We start from the raw sequence: 19197 nt of genomic DNA on the forward strand, positions 1-19197 counted from the left end.
CAACCTTCTGCCATCATGAGCGATGCCTTCACTCCGAATCCGGTGACTCCCTACCTCAAGCCTCCACGTGGCTCCGAGGCCACTCGACCGGAACCGCGAAGTCTGTTCGAATCGTCGCCTCCCGATCTCAAGGTCTTGGCGGAGCTTTCGGGGCAGAATGTCCTCTATTCACGACAGTTCTCGTTTCAGCAAGTGGCGGAACTCTGCAAGCTTGCGGCTTTTCTCGAGCAGGTCGAAATCTGGCCCTATCATCCTTTGGATGGGAAGATCGTGACCACGGCCTTTTTTGAGGCGTCGACTCGGACCCGCACGAGTTTCGAAAGTGCGGTGCATCGACTGGCCGGGAAGATCATCTCGATTCCGGACGGATCGATCACGGGTGCCAAAAAAGGGGAGTCTCTGCAGGACATTGGAGAGATGTTCAATGCCTACTGTGACTGTGTGGTGATGCGACATACGGAAACCGACGCGCCCAAGCGAATTCTCCAAAACCTGCGAGTTCCGCTGATCAACGCCGGCAATGGTTCGGGTGAGCACCCGACGCAGGCGCTCGCCGATTGGTATGCCTTGCTCAAGTGGAAGCCGCGTCTAGCGGCACCGTTTGAGACGGGCGATCGTCGGCTCCAGATGGGAATTCTTGGTACGCCGGGATCGATGCGCGCCGTGAAGTCCTTTCTCCTGATGTCGTTGTTGTTCGCAGACCACATCGAAAAGGTCACCGTGATTTCGGAGATGGCGGATCCGTTTGGGAAGGACGTCACCGAAAGTCTGAATCGCGCGGACATCGAGTATGAGGTCACGAACGATATTCGCGAGAGTCTTCCGAAGCTCGACGTGATCTACATGAACTCGATTGCGTTTCTCGGAGATTCCTACAAGGCGCTGGATGCTCGATACAAGCTGGATGCCGAGAGTCCGTTGAAGAAGGACGCGGTAATTTTGCACCCGTTGGCTCGCCTCGATGAGCTCGACACGTCTTTGGATAAGACGCCTCACAATCTCTACTTCAGCCAGGCCCACGGCGCGGTCTTTGTTCGCCAAGCTTTGTTGCTGGCCGTTCTTGGGCGTCTCGATCGCCTTCCCGAATTCTCTTAATCAAGCCCGGGCGTAGAGCCCGGATGCCAGACCCCTACCCTGACACTCAGACATGTGCGGAATTGCCGGCAGTTTTTCAGCCCGCCCACTCAATGAAAGCCGTGAGCCGATCCTTCAAGATCAGCTCCAGGCCATCCTCCATCGTGGGCCCGATGCCCAAACCACATGGTTGAGGGCAGATCGTGGAATCGCATTCGGACACACTCGGCTTTCGATCAATGACCTGGAAGGGGGCTGCCAGCCGATTCGTTCGTACGACGATCGCTTCATTTCCACCGTCAATGGTGAGTTCTACAACTTCAAGTTTCACCGCTCGATGTTGATGGCCGAAGGCCAGCGGTTTCGGACCAAATCGGATTCTGAGATCGCACTGGGGCTTTATCGAAAGCATGGTTTGGATTTCCTCCAGCATTTGCGCGGTGAGTTTGCCTTTGCGCTGTATGATCAGGAACAGGACGAACTCCTGCTGGTGCGTGACCGCTGGGGAATTCGTCCTCTTTTCATCCACGTTCAGGATGGGCACACGATTCATTGGGGTTCGGAGGTGAAAGCCCTGCTTGCCCACCCGGAAATTCCAGCGGAGCTGGACGAGAAGGCCGCGCTTCATCAGCTGATGCAGACGATCGCACCTGGCATGAGCGCATTCAAAAACATCGAGTCCCTTGCGCCCGGCCATTTGTTGCGAGTTCGGAAAAACGGTGAACGACTCTCGATCGAAAAGATCAAATATTGGGATGTCGATTTCCCCCATGAAGGGGGTCATGACCGCCCAGACGACGAAGCCTATCACGTCGAAAAGATTCGTGAGGAACTCACCCGTGCGGTGGTTCTAAGGTTGGAGGCTGACGTGCCGGTGGGTTGCTATCTCAGTGGTGGAATCGATTCGTGCTGCATTCTCGGGCTCGCGACGGGAGCCATGCAATCTCCCGTCAAGGCTTTCACCATCGCCTTCGATAGCGATGATTACGACGAGTCGAGTATTGCGAGAGAGATGGCGGTGTCGATGAATGCGGATCAGGAGATGATCCGGCTCGCGGCGGACGATCTCTACGGGCAAAACTACATCGACACGGTTTGGCATGCTGAACGAACCTTCTACAACACGCTGGGAGTGGCCAAGAACCTGATGTCGAAGCGGGTGTGGGAGTGTGGATACCGATGTGTGGTGACCGGAGAGGGGTCGGACGAACTGTTCGCCGGATATCCGGGTTTCAAGCGCGACATGTTTCTCCATGGCATTGAGCACGAGCCGGAGCACGTAAGGGCCGAATACGCGGCCGCTCTCGAGAAGACCAATCGGCTCTTCAAGGGTGCGATTTTGTCGGAGAATACCCGCCATCATGAGGCATGGGACGAGATTTGTGGATTCACGCCCTCTTGGATTCAGCCGTGGATGGAGACTCTGGACCTCGCACGTCCGTTGCTGGATCCGGATGTGGCGGAGTCGTTATATGACTATGACCCCATCGCTGAGATTGCCTCTCGAATCGACGCTTCGATGCTTGAGGGGCGACATCCATTGGACCGAGCCCAGTACACTTGGGCAAAGTGTCAGCTTGAGGGGCAGATTTTGAACTGGGGGGGAGATCGGGTGGACATGGCAAATTCGATGGAAAGTCGTCCCGCCTTCCTCGATCATCATTTGGCGGAAGCGGCGTTCAAGGTGCCTCCGCATTTTCGAATCAAGGGCAACATCGAGAAGCATGTGTTGCGCGAGGCGGTGAAAGGAGTGCTGCCGGAAATCCTCTACAAGCGGGAGAAGTTCGCGTTCATGGCACCTCCGGCTCACACGGATGAGAAGAAGAAGGCCAAAGTGCGCGAATTGATGGATGCTTTCCTTAATCGCGATGCGGTGAATCGCTGTGGATTGCTATCGGCGTCTGCCGTGGAGGGTTTCCTGAAGGAGTATGAGGCGGACCGGGATCCGACTTCTTTGGTGCGCAAGGATGCGCTGTTGAACCATCTCCTCGGGCTTCACATTCTGCACGCGAAGTTCTGCTAGCGGGGTAGACGGGACCGGGGTTTTGCGGCAGCGTCACGGCATGAACATCGTGCTTGGCGTCACTGGGTCGATTGCAGCCTTCAAGGCCGCCGAGCTGGCCTCTCGATTGGTGAAGATCGGACACCGAGTGGACACGGTGATGACGCGAGCTGCGACGGAGTTCATCGCGCCATTGACGTTCCAGACTCTGACCCGCCGTCCGGTGTTGGTCTCGTTGGAGGATGAGAAGCAAAGCTGGAAGCCGGGGCACATTGCCTTAGCTGATGAGGCGGATTGTTTTTTGGTGGCTCCCCTTTCTGCGAACACGTTGGGGCACTTTGCTCAAGGATTGGCGCCCGATTCTTTGTCGTCCATTTACCTCGCGTTGCCGCGAACGACGCCGGTCATTTTAGCGCCTGCGATGAATGGCAAGATGTGGCTTCACCCGGCAACTCAACGCAATGTTGCCCAACTGAAGGAGGACGGCTGCCATTTGGTGGGGCCGGCCGAGGGGATGCTGGCTTGCGGATACGAGGGAGTTGGACGGATGGCGGAAGTGGAGGCCATCCTCGCTGCGCTGCCCTGAAGAAGGAACCGGTGGCGTTACACTTTGATGGCCGCCAAGGGAGCCTTGGCAAACTCGATCGCTAACAGGCAGACATCGTCGTCGAAGCGGTTTTCCTCGGCATGAGAGAGGACCGTGCCGACGATGTGCTCGACGGCTTCTTCGAGGGCCAGGCTCCGGGTTCCAACGGCGGTTTCGGCCAAGCGGTGCTCCATGAATGCCTGACCTGAGCCATCCTCGGCTTCGATGATGCCGTCCGTGAAGAGCAGCAGCCTTTCTCCGGGGAGGATGGATTCGACGGTGGTGGGGAAGCGCGCATCGTGCATCAGCCCCAACCCGGGCCCTCGCTCAGATTTTTGTTGGGAGAGCCGTTTCACGCCTTTTTCTCCGGCGAGGATGGCGCTGGGATGGCCCGCGGAGGCACCTCGGATTTCGCCACTGCTGAGGTCGATCACGACGTAGCAGGCGGTGGCGAACATGGTGATGGCGGCGCGCTCAAAGATGGACGAAAGCCCGCGGTTGAGGCCGGTGAGGAATTTGGAGGGATCGCCTGCATTGCGGCGCTCTTTTTCCAGCAGGCCGCGCAGCATCGAGACGACGAGAGCGGAGCGAACTCCGTGGCCCATGACATCGCATACCATCAGCCCTACTCGGTCAGGTCCGAGGGGCACGATTTCAAAGAAGTCCCCAGCAAGACCGGAGATGGGAAGGTAGCGGGAGGCGAAATTGAGCTTGAGACCCCCGCCTGCCACTTCCGGCATTTCCGGGCGGGCAAAGGCCTGTTGAATCTCCCGCGCGAGGTGCATTTCCTCCTCGTAAGCTTGATTGCGGAGGGCGAGTTCGTGGGCCAGGGCGGCGGTGCGTTGCTCGCCGAGGACGAGCTTGGTGACATCGCTGGAGACGCCGAAGGTTCCACGCAGGTTGCCATTCTTTCCCACCCAAGGAAATTTGGAGGTGAGAACCCAAGTGATTTCTCCGTCCTCACGGACTTCCTCCTCGAGTTTGGCGGTGATGGGCTGGCCGGTTTCCATGACCTGCCGCTCGTCGACGAGGGCTTCTTCCCAGTGTTTGGCGGCGAAAAAGTCACGGTCGTGCTTTCCGACGACTTGTTTGGGGTCGGACATGCGGTTCCACTCCGCCATCTTGTTGTTGACGAGGACGAAGCGGGACTCTTTGTCCTTGAAATAGACCATCAGAGGGACGTGATCGATGAAGTTACGCAGCAGGTGGCGTTCTTCTTCGATTTGGGCTTCTGCGATCTTGCGACGGGAAATGTCGATCATCGAGCCAGCGATGCGCTGGGCTTCTCCGGTGCGAGTGCGGACGACGGCCCCCCGAATGCGGAGCCAGCGCCATTCGCCGGACCCAGTGCGCACACGGGTATCGACTCCGAAGACTTCTGGGCCCCCGGAGGTCAGTGCTCCGCGCAGATTGGCGGCAAAGCTTTCCTGGTCCTCCGGGTGGATGGAGGGATATGGGGGGAGAAAGATGTTGGGCGGCCGACGATCGCCACATTCAAGAAACTCGAGAATACGGCGAGAGTAGTAGATGTCCTCGCGGTCGGGCCACCAGTCCCAAATGCCCTCGTTGGACGCGCGCAGGGCGAGCTCAAGGCGGGAGTCACCAGGCTCCGGTGGGGTTTCCGGTGGAGGGGTCATGGGGCGTTCACTGAAGCAGACCTCAAGGCATCCCGCAAAGTCTTTCCCCGGACATCAGCGCGGTTTTTTCAACCACTTGCGGGTCAAGGGGCCGAAGTAGGCTTTTTCAGAGATGTCGGTGAGCAGCATTCCCCCGGGCCCGAAGAATTTCCATTCATGGCACCCATAGCAAAGCTGGAGGACTCGACGAGTGCCACCAGAGGACCAGACCACGGCGTAGTCAGGATGAAAACCCGCGCACTTGGTCTTTGGGCCCCAGGCTTGGTGGGAATCGGGGTCTGCATAGAGCGCGAAGACCTGATCGAGGCTCTCCCGAGGGACGTCGACAGGTTCCTCGAAGAATTTGAAGCCTTCGATTTCTTTCCACCCACCCTTTTTGACCTGGCTTTCGTAGGTGGCCTTTTGGGCATCCGGATGGGCGAGGCCGCGGAAGACCTGGGCGTTGGAAGTGTCGCCGAAATCGACCACGGCCTGGGTGCGTGCGCGTTCCTCAATATCGCGCAACGGAATCCCGCCGGACCAGCAAGTGGGACCGGCACAAGAGGCAAAAAGAGCGCATAGACCGGATAGGGCGAGAAGCAGCGATTTCATCGCACCAAGGCTAGCTCGGGCTTGCTGGCTGGCAATTCATGAGTGGTTTTGCCGGATTTCACCGAAAAAATCCTCAGATTGGGAAATTTTTTTTCAAAACCAAAGAAACGATTCGCGTGCTGCATTTCCCGCGGTGGATACGCATATTTTGCTGCTTTGGAGCCCTTTGGCGAAGAAAAGGCGTTCTGAGACTAAACTCAATGCAGTAACATGGGAGTTACATGAGGCGTGAGAAACCCACTTCGCCTCGGCTGTCGGGACACGGTTCCAACAGGGCGAACCCCTGGGGATCCGCAGCCCGGTAACATCGGTATCAACCCAAGAACCCAAGAAATCATCCATGAAAACCGATTGTCGATTTTCGTCGTCGGATCGTCGTACACGTGACCCTCGCCTGAAACCCAAGCAGGCGGAGGCCGGATTTGCTCTCGTGATTGTCACGGCCCTGATGGTGCTGATGACGCTGCTGGCCGTGGCATTGATGTCGCTCGGTAGCGTGGTCACCCGCGGTAGCCGCCACTCGGACGCCCGTAATCTTGCCCAATCGAATGCCCGCATGGCATTGGTGATGGCGATCGGGGATCTGCAGAAAGCTTTGGGGGATGATCGCCGGATCACGGCTGACGGCTCGCTGCTGACTCAGGGTGATGACACTCAAGGGATGTTGCCGGGCAGCGCAATGTTGGGTGTCTGGGAGTCCGATGACAATACGATCTCTGAAACGCGAAACGGGGGCTCCCCTGACTACAGCGGCCGCTTGCAGGGTAATTTCCAGCGGTGGCTGTTGTCATCGCGGACGCCGATGGCCTTGGAGAGTTTGTCCTTTGAACCGCCCCAGAGTGCCGATGAATCGGCTCTGCTGTTTGGTCGCTCTCTCGATGGTTTCGATCTTCGGGCGGATCTTCTGGATGTGAATGCGAGTGAAGGCGCGAAGGCGGGGGGAGCTTATGCCTGGGCAATCACTCAAAATGGTACCAAGGCTCAGCTGAACGTCGGCAATGATATCGAGCGGTTTCGGGAAAATGACGCTTTCGAGGCCCCGACTCGTCCGACCGTCGAGCTGTCCGGTCTTGCCTCCCAGCCGCAACAAGGCTGGGACCGCCGCCGTGAGAAGCTACTGAGCATGGATCAGGTGATGCTCGACAAGGGATTTGGCACCGACCCGGAGTATCAGGGCGAGCTTGCACGCTCGTTCACGACTTCCTCCTATGGGGTGCAGGCGGATGTGACTCGTGGTGGGCTGCGCAAAGATTTGTCGTTGGCCTTTGAGCTTTCTGATGAGGATTTCGAAAGCCGTTCATTGGACGGCGTGACCAATCCATTTTTCGGAGGTTCGGCTCCAGGGAGTGAGGTGCCGCTGTTCGAGCCGATGAATGATGGCTCTCCGGTCAGTGTCGCCGTTAATTACGATGCATTCAGCTTGGAAAACGAGTTCAAGACCGGTGCGCCTCCGACCTTCAACTCCCTTCGCTCGCACTATCGCGTGTACAAGCACATGTTCGAGAAGAACGGGGATCCGACCTCGATGACGCGCCCGGTGGATAGTACCTACTACAATGACGGGGCACCTCGGGGGAGCGAGACGGGCATCCAGCCCATTCTGGATCGCCTGCTCATGGCTCTGAGTTTGAGTGTGGAAGGTGGAGAGATGAAGATCGTGGTCACTCCCGTCGTCACCCTCTGGAATCCCTACAATGTCGCTCTGGAGGCAGAAGGATTCGTCGCCTACCCTTGGATGGACTTCCCGATCCATGTGCGGTGGCAGATCGGTGGGAGCAACTCGGTGGACAAAGGAAGCCACTTGAGCACTTTCGTGGGGATCACCAACGTGGATAAAGCTCACGGGCGCCAAAAGGAACCGTATTTCTATTTTGAGCTCACGGAAGGTGGCGATGGGAATACCTCCAACCGGATCCATTTGGAGCCGGGCGAGGTGCGGGTTTTCAAGCCGGCCAGCCCCACTCCGGTTCCCTTCCACCGTTTGGCTCCTTCGGCCAGCGAACAGGCGAAATACAAGACTCTGACGTGCCGGATGCGCCCTGTATCGTCCGGTGAAGCGATCAACAACGAAGGCGGGATTTCCATTTCGATGGAGGAGTCGTTCAATTCCGGAAACAACCTGGGCGTGCGCTTCACGGGCCGTGAAACGGTGAAGACGACCTTCACCCTTGATGTGGGAACGTATCACTACCACGTCAGCCTTGAGGATGCAGGCCGCATCAACAACAAGCGGGAGAATCTGTGGCACAAGGTGCTCGATGCCCAGGTGCAGAGGAATACCCAATCCAATGTGACATTCACCACGCCGACCTATTCGGCTCGTGCGCTGATGAATGCTCCTCAAATGGTGGGTGTGCTCGAGACTTTCCACCGTACCGCCTCTCAAGGTCACAGCCAGCTCTCGGACATTGTTTACACGGTCAATCCCCAGCAGCGGTATGTGAATGGCTACCTCTCGAGTGTTTCCGGCACCGGGATGTCCCCTCACTATGAATCGAGCTTGCGGCAGGCGGCTGATTTTGGAGCGGTCAATTTCCAGTCAACGCCAGACGGCGAGCGCTCGTATTATGGGGAATCGAACGCGCCTCCATCGGGTCGCGACTATCTCTCCTTCTTTGGATTGCCGGTTCAGCCTCCGATTTCTCTGGGGGCCTTCCAGCATGCCAACGTCATGGATTCGGTTTTCGGACCGGCCAATACGATCGGCAACGGTTGGGCGTCACCCTATCTTGGACGCACGGAAGTTCGCTCGCTGCTTCGTCGGACGGCCAAGAACGACATCATCAAACCACGAGGTCTGGGAGTCTATGACGGCTCCTTCCTCATCAACAATCGGCTTTGGGATGGCTACTTCCTCTCGTCGATCAGCCCAGAGTCCACTCCTGGGAGCGCGGCTGGATCCGCCGATTGGGACCAGGAGACTGCGCGGACGGTGCGAAGCCTGGATCAGGTCATCCAAGACTGGGTGAAGGATCCGTTGGAGTTTCCATTGCGCAATCCGCGCAATGTTCTCCACCACGGTGACTACACAGACCCTGAAATCGTCGAGCGTTTGCGGAGCCCAAGTGGTTTCGCCACCGCGGCGGCGCATCTCCTGACGGAAGGAAGCTTCAACGTGAATTCAACCCGTGTGGAGGCGTGGAAAGCGGTGCTCGCCAGCTTGCGAGGCCAACGGTTCGAACTCGAAAACGGAACCAACATCAATTCTGGGAAAACCAGTCCAGTCCCGCGGACGACCCGCCCGACAGGCCAGGCGAACGACCAGTGGAATGGATTCCGCGAGCTTGAGGACGACCAAATCGAGCAGCTGGCCGAAGCCATCGTGGATCAAGTGCGCGAGCGCGGCCCCTTCTTTTCGCTGGGTGATTTTGTGAACCGGCGATTGCTGCGGGATGACACGGGACTGAAAGGAGCCCTTCAGGCGGCGATCGATGAGGCGGGGCTGAATGCGGATGCCACGGTGTCCACCTTTGTTCGCAACAACTACCCGGAAGGCAGCAATATTCCGGACCCTGACACCGGAGTCGGCACCCCAGGCTGGCTGACTCAGGCCGATTTGTTGACCTCGCTTTCGCCAGTGATCTCCGTTCGCTCGGATACCTTCACGATCCGCGCTTATGGCGATGCCCGCGACGCGAGCGGCCGAGTCTTGGCCCGTGCCTGCTATGAAGCCGTGGTCCAACGCGAACCGGAATGGGTCGACCCCACCGACGCTCCGGAGGATGAGATCGACAAGCTCTCCACCGTCAATCAACGATTCGGCCGGAGATTCCGGGTTGTCTCGACGCGCGAAATCCCCAACGCTCTCTTGAAAAGCTGAATTCGCGTCCATCGTTACTACTCATCATGATCCGCCCGCTTCTTCTCCTCTTGCTCGTCTGTGGCGTTAGCCAAGCCATCAATGTTCGCTTCCTCGCATGGGATGAAACGGTTGCGGCTCGTGAAATCGTCGCCGCTTCCGGTGCCACTGGAGGGAAGGAAATCACCGCGTTGCACCCGTTGAAGCGAACGGATGCAGTCTCGATGACCGCGGTGGACGGAAAGCTGATTCTGCGCACGCCTGACAAGACCGGACCGGATGACAAACCTGCGGAGATGGCGGTGCCCCTTCCAGAGACCGTGACACGGCCATTGGTGGTGTTGTTGCCCGATGCGAAGTCCCCCACGGGTTTGCGGGGATTTGCTTTGAACGACAGCACACAAGGCTTCGCCTGGGGGACCTACCGCATGATCAATGCAACTCCTAAGGAGCTGAATCTGGCATTCGGAAAAAAGCGCCTTCGGCTGCCGACAGGCTGGAAAGCCGTGGATGTGGAGACTTCCGGCGAAGGTTCCGAGTCGGTTTGGATGTCAACGGCTGACAACCCAAACAAAGCCCTCTACACCAACGTTTGGTCGACCTCTCCTGAGATTCGGCGCCTCGTCTTCATCGTTCCGGGCACGGACCCACGGTTGGGTCCGCTGGCTCTCAAGATCATTCCTGAAGACCGCCGGAACCTCGCCGAGGCCGAGTGATGGGCGGAAATCGCTCAGATCGAAATCTTCCAAGCCGGTCGCCCTCGGGCGATCGGCTTTTTTGTGTCTGATCGGCACCAAAGACCTCGCAAATCTTCCCCCTTGGTCGGGCGATTCGGGGACAAATCCCATTTTTTTTGGGATTTTGGTCAGGAAGTCCGTTCTAGATTGAAAAGATGAGGAATTCAAACAGAGTGGGCAGTTTTTCGCCTTCGGAGCGATGATTTGCGCGCGTTTCGGAGTTCGCTGGTGGATGCCGGAATGTGTGTAAATTGCCGAATAGGAGTCACTTGATGGGATTCAAGGCGGTCATGTCGGCTAGGATCGATGCTGGGCGAAGGAGCTTCTGGGTACCGGATCCATGAGCGGGAGTGGCACACGCAATTCCCCTAGTTTCGGGGAATTCACCGTGGAGTTAGGCGATTTTCTCAGCCTCTGGCCTCGAAATTGCATAGTCCGACCTGACTCCTGCAAAGGCCGAGCCCACGGCGGTTTCCCACAGAAAACGTCGCGGTCATCGCAGGAATCATGACCCGAGTCGAAGATGATGAGAGGTGCTCATTGGATCCCCTTTCGACGGAGCCAAGCCGCTGAGGCGAAGGCCCCGGACTTCTACGACTGCCTCCATCCATCTGTATCAGCCCAATCCATACAGCTTCTTCAGCCATGAAAACCGAAGCTCGATGCACCGACCTTCTTCGACGGTCTCGATCTAGTCGACGCACCCGCAAAGCCCCCAGTGGTTTTGCGCTCGTCATTGTCACCTCCTTGATGGTGCTCACTGCTCTGTTGGCGGTGGCCATGCTGTCATTGGGGAGTGTGGCTTCTCGCGGCAGCCGCCATGCGAATGCCCATCGTCTCGCTCAATCGAACGCCCGCCTCGCCCTGATGCAGGCCATCGGTGAGTTGCAAAAGTCGCTCGGTGATGACCGACGGATCACGGCTGATGCCTCGCTCCTGATGTCGCGTGAAGACTCCAATGATCCCTCGCCTGGCAGTGCGATGCTGGGAGTGTGGGAATCGGACTACAGCTCGATTTCCGAAGATCGGAATGGCGGCGCTCCCGATTACAGCGGTCGTCGTGACGACAAATTTCTGCGCTGGCTGATTTCTTCCCGCGATACCCTTGCCTTGGAAAGCACCAACTTCCGCGCACCCGAAGACGCCGAAGGCGCCGCCCGGCTCTTTTCCGAGTCGGCCGACGGCTTCGACCTCTATGGAGAGCTTGTGGATGTTGGAGACGACAAGAGCAAGCAGGGAGGTGGTTTTGCCTGGGCGATCACGCAGAATGGCACCAAGGCCCAAATCAATGTGGGCGGTGACCGCAGCCGATCGATTGAGAACGATGCGCTTCAATCTCCCACTCGTCCGAATGTGGAAACCTCGGGTTTTGCCTCTCAGCCGGATCGCGAGTGGAACAAGCGTCGCTCTCGTCTGGTCAGTATGAGCCAGGTGCAACTCGATTCGGATTTCGGCATCAACGGCTCGAACTACGAGCAGTTCGCTCGTAGCTACACGACGTCGTCCTACGGGATTCAGGCGGATGTGACCAAAGGGGGCCTGCGGAAAGACCTCTCGCTCGCGTTTGAACTCGAGGACTCCCAGTTCCATAGCGACTCTCTGGCGGGCGTCACCAATCCCTTCCGCTCGAGCGAAGGGGAAGGCAGCGAAAAGCCGATCTTCCAGCCCATCAACGATGGGACTCCGGTGACCATTGATGTCAACTATGAGGCCTTCAAGCTCACCAACGAGTTCAAGACGGGCGCTCCGCCGACCTTCGATTCGCTGCGTTCTCACTACCGCATCTACAAGCATCTCTATCAATCGAATGGAGACACCACGATCATGACCCGTACGGCCGCTAGTCCGTACTATGAGGATGGGAATGCACCGCGTGGAAGTGAGACCAGCATTCAACCTGTGCTCGATCGCATGCTGATGTATTTGAGTTTGTGGGTCGATCCTTCCACTCAGTACATGAATCTCGTGTTCACTCCGGTGATCACGCTGTGGAATCCCTACAACGTCGCCATCGAAACCGACGGCATGGTGGCCTATCCCTGGATGGACTTGCCGATGACGATCAACTGGACCGTGCGTGGCGGATCCACGGTGAACAGCATGTTGACTTGGTTCATCGGCAACGAGCATACCGATCAGAATCATGGTCGGCAGGAGTTCCCCTACTTTTACTTTGAGATGACCGAAAGCGGCGACGGCAACACCAATCGTCCGATCCACTTGGAGCCGGGTGAAGTGCGTGTGTTCTCTCCCGTGGACCCGACCCCGGTCGCATTTCAACGTTTGCCGAAGGGAACTTCGGAACCTGCGAAATACAAGCTGTTGACCTGCCGCCTCAAGCCGGTGGGATCCGGTGAATCGGTCGACACCACGGGCGGCATCGCGGTTCCGATGAACGATTCCTTCAACGACGCAGGCGAGCTCTCAACCAAATTTGCTGCTCGGGACGTGGTTTCCGCGCGTTTCACGATGGACGCGACTACCTACCACTACTTTGTCGCCCTCGAAGATTCCTCACGAATCAAAGGTGCCGCCGAGGGGAACAAGATCCTGGATGCGCAGGTGTATAAAGGCCGCTCGGGGAATTCCTCGACTTTCAACACCCCACAATTCCGCGCTTCGGAGCTCTCCAAGCCGCAACCTGTGGGCGTGCTTGAAACCTTTCACCGGACTGCCGGACAAGACGATCAGATCGCGGACATTGTTTACACGGTCAATCCACAGCAACGCTATGTGAACGTGCACCTCTCGAACACTTCGGGGATGTCGCCTCACTATGAATCGAGCATGCGTGGCATCGCTGACTTCAGTTCGAGCAATTTCCAAACGACGATGGACGGCGAACGGTCGTTCTACGGTGAGTCGAATTCCTCTTCGACGGGTCGCGATCACCTTTCGTTCTTTGGTCTGCCCGATCAAGCGCCGATCTCGCTGGGGGCCTTCCAGCATGCGAACGTGATGGACACGGCTTTCGGTCCTGCCAATACGATCGGAAATTCCTGGGCCTCTCCCTACATTTCCCGCTCGGAGACTCGCCTTTTGCAACGCAAGTCTCCTGCAGATTCCACAGTGTCCTTCAAGCCGCGCGGTCTCGGATCCTACGATGGATCCTACCTGATCAACAATGTGCTGTGGGATGGATACTTCCTCTCCTCGATCAGTCCGGAGGTTCAACCTGGAAATAGTGCCACCAGCTGGAATCAAACGGCGGCCCGCGAGACCCGGGAATTGGATGAGGTCATCCGCCAATGGGTGGAAGAGCCCTTGATCAGCCCTCTGCGGAATCCTCGCAATACCCTCTACAAGGGTAGCTATTCAGAGGATCAGGTGATCGATCGCCTGACGCAATCCGGAGGCTTTGCCAATGCGGCGGCTCACATTTTGACAGAAGGAAGTTTCAATGTGAACTCGACCAACGTGGAGGCGTGGAAGGCGGTTCTCGCCAGCCTTCGCGGCCAGGAATTCAAGACCTACGATGGAGATCGTATCGACCCAGGCAACTCCAGTCCGCTGTCTCGCTTCACTCTGCCGACGGGATCAGCGAACGACCAGTGGGACGGTTTCCGTCAGTTGAGCGACAAAGAGGTCGGCAACTTAGCTGAGGCCATCGTTGAGGAAGTTCGTTCTCGAGGTCCCTTCTTCTCGCTTGGCGACTTTGTGAATCGCCGCCTGACCCGGGACGAGAAGGGCCTCAAAGGGGCTTTGCAAGCTGCCATCGACTCGGCGGGGCTGAATGACAACGCGACTGTGGCGAGCTTCACCGCCAATTCTTATCCCGAGTCGGGGAACATTCCCGATGCGGATACGGGGGTGGGCACTCCTGGCTGGTTGACCCAAGCTGACGTCCTGAATTCTCTGGCGCCGGTCATGTCGGTTCGTTCCGACACCTACACCGTCCGCGCTTATGGCGAGGCTCATGATCAGAATGGCAAAGTCGTCGCACGAGCTTGCTACGAGGCCGTGGTGCAACGTGTGCCGGATTGGACCGACCCGTCTAACAAGCCGGAGGATGAAGTCGATTCGCTGTCGCAAGTGAATCAACGTTTCGGTCGTCGCTTCCAGATCGTTTCCCAACGGGAAATCCCGCTGGAGCTTCTTCGGAGTTGAATTCGACCTTGAATTCCATGACCCGATTGCTTTTCGCCCTGCTCTTCGTTGGCGGTGTCGCCCGAGCCTTGGACGTTCGTTTCCTGGCTTGGGATGATCAAGTCGCCGCCCGCGAAGTGGTCGCGTCTTCTGGCAAGTCCGGAGGGAAGTCGATTGCCGATCTCCACCCGCTGAAGCGCACCGAAGCGGTTTCGGTGACGCCGGTGGAGGGGCAATTGCTCCTGCGCACGCCGGATCGAACGGTGGAAGATGACAAACCGGCGGAAATGTCGGTCGCCCTTCCTGAGGCATTCCATCGGCCGCTGGTGATCTTGCTGCCGGATCCGAAGTCTCCGACCGGCCTCCGGGGATTTGCCCTGAACGACAGTCCGGAAGGGTTCACGTGGGGCACCTTCCGCATGGTGAATGCCACGCCCAAGCCGTTGAATCTGATCTTTGGAAAGAAGCGTCTGCGACTGCCTACCGGGTGGAAGCCGGTGGACGTTGATCCTGACGGTGAGACTTCGTTGCCCGTGGGTTTGGCGCTGTCTGAAGACCCATCCACACCCCTTTATACCAGCCGCTGGTCGGCCTCGCCGGATATCCGGCGGCTGGTGTTCATCATGCCTGGCACCGACCCTCGCCTGGGTCCGCTGGCGATGAAAATCATTCCCGAAGACCGTCGCTTGGTGGTTTCCGAGTGACGGAGGGAAGACGCCGCCGCCTAGAGGGGTTCAAGACTCTGGCGGCGGCGCATTTGAAAAAGCTCCCCCACTTTCCACGGTCAATTCCGCCGATTCGCTGGTCAGGCTGCCGCCGGGAGTGATGATGCGCACGCGGTAATTCCCGGAGTCGGAGATTTGGGCGGACTCTATGTTGAGGACAGGGCCCTCCACGTCGGGAAGGTCGACACCATCTTTCGTCCACAGATAGATGATAGGCGGGTCTGCATCGACTTCGATGGAAAGTGAAGCTGATGATCCTTCGAATACGAAAGCGGAGGAAAGTGGGTGGACGATGGTAGGAGTGCGCGGTTCGGTGGGTGCTGGAGGGGCTTCTTCCTGCGTGAGCATCAGTCGCACGAAGAGTTCGTCGCGTGGACCCGTGACTTCCGGCGTGATTTCGACCGTTCGAGCAGCGCCATCCAGACGCAGCTGTGGATTTAGGATCACCGATTGACCGTCGGAAGACTCTCCTGAGCCAAACCAATGAGTGAGGTCGGCCGACCACTGATATGCGGGGATGGCGTCCTGGCCTGGATCATCGCTGAGAGGATGCTCAAAGCGAAGCCTACCACCATCAGAGAGGACTTTCCATCCCACTTGGGGAGAGTCGTGGTTGGGGTCGAAACCAAAGTAGCGGGCGAGTCCGTTGGGGATTCCGTCCTGATTGGGATCGTCCTCAAATCCGTCTTCGGGGCCGAGGTCACCGAAGCCCTCCACCCATTCTTCGAAGGGCGCCGAGTCATTGCCGATCTCGAAGCCACCTTGAGCGATTTCCGGGTCGAGGCCATTCGCAGTGATGGTGATGGCATAGACCCCTACGGACCCTCCGGCATCGGGTGAGTTGTCGATGGCGGTGGCCTGCCAAGTGACTTCCCGGGTTTCTCCCGGAGCCAAGGTGCCTAGGATTTGGCCAGGTGCGGAGATCAATTGCCAAGGGGCAATCGAGGGGGCCTCCTCGCCGGTATCCGCGGCAGCGATTTGGACCTCAACGTCCTCGGCGGATGTCCCACCGGCATTGACGATGAGAGCTCTCAGCGTGATGGGACCGGGTGCGGTGCGCGATTCGAAACTGTCGACGTCCAGGCCGTGATCGACCGCCATGACCAAGGCCGGAGCGACCAAGCCTGTGGATTCTGCGTCGACAGCAGCGGCCAAGTTCTCGAACTGAGAAAGCGCCTGACCCAAGGCATCAAGGAACCCGAGGACCGATGCATCGGAGGCCTCCGGATCGGCGAATGCCGGCAAGGCATAGCCTCCGAGCGCGGTATAGGCTTCACTGCGAGCCGTTGCCAGGATGAACTCGGCAGCTTCCAGGTTTGTCGCTGCTTGGTTCAGGGCCGGCTGAGGTGGATCCGCGATCGAAGAAACTCCGATGGCTTGAAGGACCCGTGCGCGAATCCTTGCATCGAATTCGGCATCGGCATCGATCAGAAAACTGGCGTGTTGAATGGCGGTTTCGAAATCGCCTGTTCCGATCGCGGTGATCACCGCATCCAGGGCGGCACGGTATTCTGGGAAAAGTTCGGGGGCGGTGTCGCGTGGCTGAGCTTTGCCGAGCAAGGGTCCTGAGGCGGATTCCAGAGGTGCGCCGGGAGCTGAAGTTGGGAATCCGAATGCCTGTTGGGGAGCGTCGGCGGCGGCATCTTGGGCTTCGGTGACCGTCGCGAAGTCATTGATGGTCGCACCGGTGATGGTGGCGATGTTCATCCCGCGGATGATCTTTGACATCGCCAATACCACTTGGGCTCCCGGGATTCTTCCGACCACCTGGCTGATATCGGCGACCTGACCCCACTTCTTGGTGGTATCGAGAACCAGTGAGGAAGCGAGAATTGCTTGGTCCTTCTCTTCGGCAAGATCGATCGCCGTTCGGAGAGCGAGGGCTCGGTGGTCGACGACTTCACCTGAGCCCTGCAAGTTCTTCGCCCGGGTGACTGCCAGGCTCAGATGGGGAGATTGTCCGAGAACGAAGGCTGACGAGAGAATGCGGCCTCCGACTTGCTCGCTGGCGAGCTTGGCGATGGTTTCGAGTAAGGTTCTGCGGCCCCCGGCCACCCCAGCTTTTTTGTTCCATGCGCCACGATTGCCCATCCCGCTAAGGGTCGTGGAGATGATGGTGCTCAACGAAGTGTCGATGAGTGTGACTGCCCAAGGGGGAGCAAAGGTCTTCAAGCCTTTGATGAAGGCACCCTGAAGGTTGGCGGCGATCACCTTCATGGAAACGACCAAGGACTTCAGGGCAAAATCGATGACGAATTGTTGGGCCCCATTGGCCAGAGCTTGCTGAGCCGCGACGAGTTTGAGGTCGTTTTCAATCGAGGTGGCGGCCTTTCGAAAGGCGAGGAAGGAGAGTACCGTGTTGGCCATCATTTTCCCGGAATCGAAGCAAAGCGTTTCCGTGGCGAAATGAATGTCCGCAAACGATTGGGTCGCTGCCAGCAGGCGGCCCAAAGCAAAATCTCGCTGCGCCTGAATCTCGGCCGATTGGGGTTCGGTGCTGGACCAGAGAGCCAGCAGGTCGTGCAGACTGAGTGTGGAGTAGGCGAGCACGAAGGTTCCGGTGTTTTCGAGACGTGTCGCCTGATCCACGACGGCGGCCCTCAGGGTCACGGGCAGGGCGATTTCGACGTCACCGTCGATGATCTGTTGGGGAATGACGGACTCGTAGACGCGGACCAAATCTCCGAGGCGTACTTCCAGGTCATAGGGTGCATCGGGATTCACGTTGAGTTGTTGAATCCCCAGCGACGGATCGGTGGGGTTCTCCGGCCCAAATGGGATGCGGCCGTTGAAGTCGGATTCTGCCTGGTCGACGATTTCCCCTCCGACTCTCAGTGTGACCGCTGCATTCGGGATCTGCCCGTGGGGATTTCCAAGGATGTTGACATCGTGGATGACGACCTGGGGCAAGTCGCCGGGGGTCAGGCGGTAGGCGTGGAGCAGCTCTTCGCCACTTTGAGTGCGGTAGAGGGCGAGGCCAACAATCTGTCCGGACTCATTGATGTCATTGGCCGTTTCCAAGTGAACGAATCCCTCCTGGCCGGGGGCGGCAAGGAGATGTCGAGCGAGGTCGTTCAGGTCGTAGAGGGTGCCTTGGTCGAAGAGAAAGGCATTTTGGTCATACACCTCGGAATTGGAGAGAATGGATTCCCCAACGGCAGTGCCGGAATTGTTGATCGCGTGGGCTAGGCTGGTGTTGTCGCCCGGGAGGGTTCCGAGATCGGTGGTGGATCCGGAGGCATGGAGGAACGCATGCTTGCTGGAACCAGTGGCGCCATCTCCAACCACTTGGCCCAGGTCATTGATATCTCTCGGGTTGGTTGAAAATCCAGTGGCGAGAGGAGAGATTTCAATGAAATGATCACCGTCCAATGTGTAGGCGACAAATGGGCGAGATGAGCCATCTCGAGTGGATCCAAGGATGACTCCATGCGCATTCACACTTTCCGCTGAAGTCGTCGTCCCTGTGACGGGAAGGGATCGAATGGCTTGAGTCGTGAGATCGTAGGCGAAGGCTTTGCCGGATGAGGTTCCGACGACAGTGGTGCCGTCGATGGAAGTGGCTACCGAATTGAGGGAAGAGGTGGTGATGTTGCGAAGGGAGCCATTCTGAAAAACGAAGGCGAAAACCGAACCACCGACGGAACCAGAATGGGCACTTCCGACGACCACTCCCTCATGGCTGATGTCTCGTGGGTTGGTTTGAGAACCGGTGGTCGCGTCGAGGTCGATGAGCTCCCCTGCTTGGTGGAGGAAGCCGACTACTTGGCCATTGGGTTTTTCCCAAAGTCCAACCGAGTCGCCCGAGTCGTTGATGGCAACGGCTTCGGAAAAGTTGCCATCAAGCGTGCCGAGTGGCTCGATTTTCACAAAATCCGGCGGAAGCGCCGTGGCGGTCGGAAGGGTCGCGGCGAGGAGCAGCGCGACCTGAAAGTGGGTGGGGTTCATGGCGAAGCGGTG

10 protein-coding genes are annotated in these 19197 nt (G+C 58.1%); 7 read left to right on the forward strand and 3 right to left on the reverse strand.

Features of this window, described 5'->3' with window-relative positions; translation table 11 throughout:
• The first annotated feature begins 15 nt into the window (after positions 1–15).
• The 3 genes from HNR46_RS16605 to HNR46_RS16615 are packed head-to-tail and all read left to right on the forward strand — an operon-like array spanning position 16 to position 3662.
• Complete coding sequence (locus HNR46_RS16605; RefSeq protein ID WP_184020803.1) at positions 16–1095, forward strand: aspartate/ornithine carbamoyltransferase family protein; 1080 nt, start codon at positions 16–18, stop codon at positions 1093–1095.
• 52 nt (positions 1096–1147) lie between these two features.
• Complete coding sequence (gene asnB / locus HNR46_RS16610; RefSeq protein WP_184020805.1) at positions 1148–3097, forward strand: asparagine synthase (glutamine-hydrolyzing); 1950 nt, start codon at positions 1148–1150, stop codon at positions 3095–3097.
• Positions 3098–3137: 40 nt separating this feature from the next.
• Positions 3138–3662, forward strand: a complete 525-nt coding sequence (locus tag HNR46_RS16615; RefSeq protein WP_184020807.1) for a flavoprotein — start codon at positions 3138–3140, stop codon at positions 3660–3662.
• Between the two features lie 17 nt (positions 3663–3679).
• On the opposite strand, the gene HNR46_RS16620 is transcribed toward HNR46_RS16615, so the two are convergent.
• Positions 3680–5299 carry a SpoIIE family protein phosphatase gene (locus HNR46_RS16620; RefSeq protein WP_184020809.1) on the reverse strand — a complete coding sequence of 540 codons (1620 nt, stop codon included), beginning with the start codon at positions 5297–5299 and terminating at the stop codon, positions 3680–3682.
• Between the two features lie 54 nt (positions 5300–5353).
• On the reverse strand, positions 5354–5890 hold the full coding sequence (locus tag HNR46_RS16625; protein ID WP_184020811.1) for a hypothetical protein: 537 nt from the start codon (positions 5888–5890) through the stop codon (positions 5354–5356).
• A gap of 340 nt (positions 5891–6230) precedes the next feature.
• Here HNR46_RS16625 and HNR46_RS16630 point away from each other — a divergent pair, with 340 nt between their 5' ends.
• From HNR46_RS16630 to HNR46_RS16645, 4 genes are all read left to right on the forward strand, one after another.
• On the forward strand, positions 6231–9710 hold the full coding sequence (locus HNR46_RS16630; protein ID WP_184020813.1) for a pilus assembly PilX family protein: 3480 nt from the start codon (positions 6231–6233) through the stop codon (positions 9708–9710).
• A 26-nt stretch (positions 9711–9736) separates the two neighbouring features.
• Entirely contained in the window at positions 9737–10405 is a 669-nt protein-coding gene (locus HNR46_RS16635; RefSeq protein ID WP_184020815.1) for a hypothetical protein, read from the forward strand.
• A gap of 666 nt (positions 10406–11071) precedes the next feature.
• Positions 11072–14533: a hypothetical protein gene (locus HNR46_RS16640; protein WP_184020817.1), complete on the forward strand. Its 3462-nt coding sequence runs from the start codon at positions 11072–11074 to the stop codon at positions 14531–14533.
• 17 nt (positions 14534–14550) lie between these two features.
• Positions 14551–15216: a hypothetical protein gene (locus HNR46_RS16645; protein WP_184020819.1), complete on the forward strand. Its 666-nt coding sequence runs from the start codon at positions 14551–14553 to the stop codon at positions 15214–15216.
• 30 nt (positions 15217–15246) lie between these two features.
• Here the strand turns inward: HNR46_RS16645 and HNR46_RS16650 are convergent, their stop codons facing one another.
• Complete coding sequence (locus HNR46_RS16650) at positions 15247–19185, reverse strand: immunoglobulin domain-containing protein (protein WP_184020821.1); 3939 nt, start codon at positions 19183–19185, stop codon at positions 15247–15249.
• Positions 19186–19197: the final 12 nt, after the last annotated feature.

Source organism: Haloferula luteola (assembly GCF_014201715.1).
GTDB lineage: Bacteria > Verrucomicrobiota > Verrucomicrobiia > Verrucomicrobiales > Akkermansiaceae > Haloferula > Haloferula luteola.

Bases quoted from the DNA above. Each gene is read 5' to 3' on its own strand.
- HNR46_RS16645 (WP_184020819.1), top strand. From the start codon at position 14,551: ATGACCCGATTGCTTTTCGCCCTGCTCTTCGTTGGCGGTGTCGCCCGA.
- HNR46_RS16640 (WP_184020817.1), top strand. From the start codon at position 11,072: ATGAAAACCGAAGCTCGATGCACCGACCTTCTTCGACGGTCTCGATCT.
- HNR46_RS16630 (WP_184020813.1), top strand. From the start codon at position 6,231: ATGAAAACCGATTGTCGATTTTCGTCGTCGGATCGTCGTACACGTGAC.
- HNR46_RS16650 (WP_184020821.1), bottom strand. From the start codon at position 19,185: ATGAACCCCACCCACTTTCAGGTCGCGCTGCTCCTCGCCGCGACCCTT.
- HNR46_RS16625 (WP_184020811.1), bottom strand. From the start codon at position 5,890: ATGAAATCGCTGCTTCTCGCCCTATCCGGTCTATGCGCTCTTTTTGCC.
- asnB (WP_184020805.1), top strand. From the start codon at position 1,148: ATGTGCGGAATTGCCGGCAGTTTTTCAGCCCGCCCACTCAATGAAAGC.
- HNR46_RS16635 (WP_184020815.1), top strand. From the start codon at position 9,737: ATGATCCGCCCGCTTCTTCTCCTCTTGCTCGTCTGTGGCGTTAGCCAA.
- HNR46_RS16605 (WP_184020803.1), top strand. From the start codon at position 16: ATGAGCGATGCCTTCACTCCGAATCCGGTGACTCCCTACCTCAAGCCT.
- HNR46_RS16615 (WP_184020807.1), top strand. From the start codon at position 3,138: ATGAACATCGTGCTTGGCGTCACTGGGTCGATTGCAGCCTTCAAGGCC.
- HNR46_RS16620 (WP_184020809.1), bottom strand. From the start codon at position 5,299: ATGACCCCTCCACCGGAAACCCCACCGGAGCCTGGTGACTCCCGCCTT.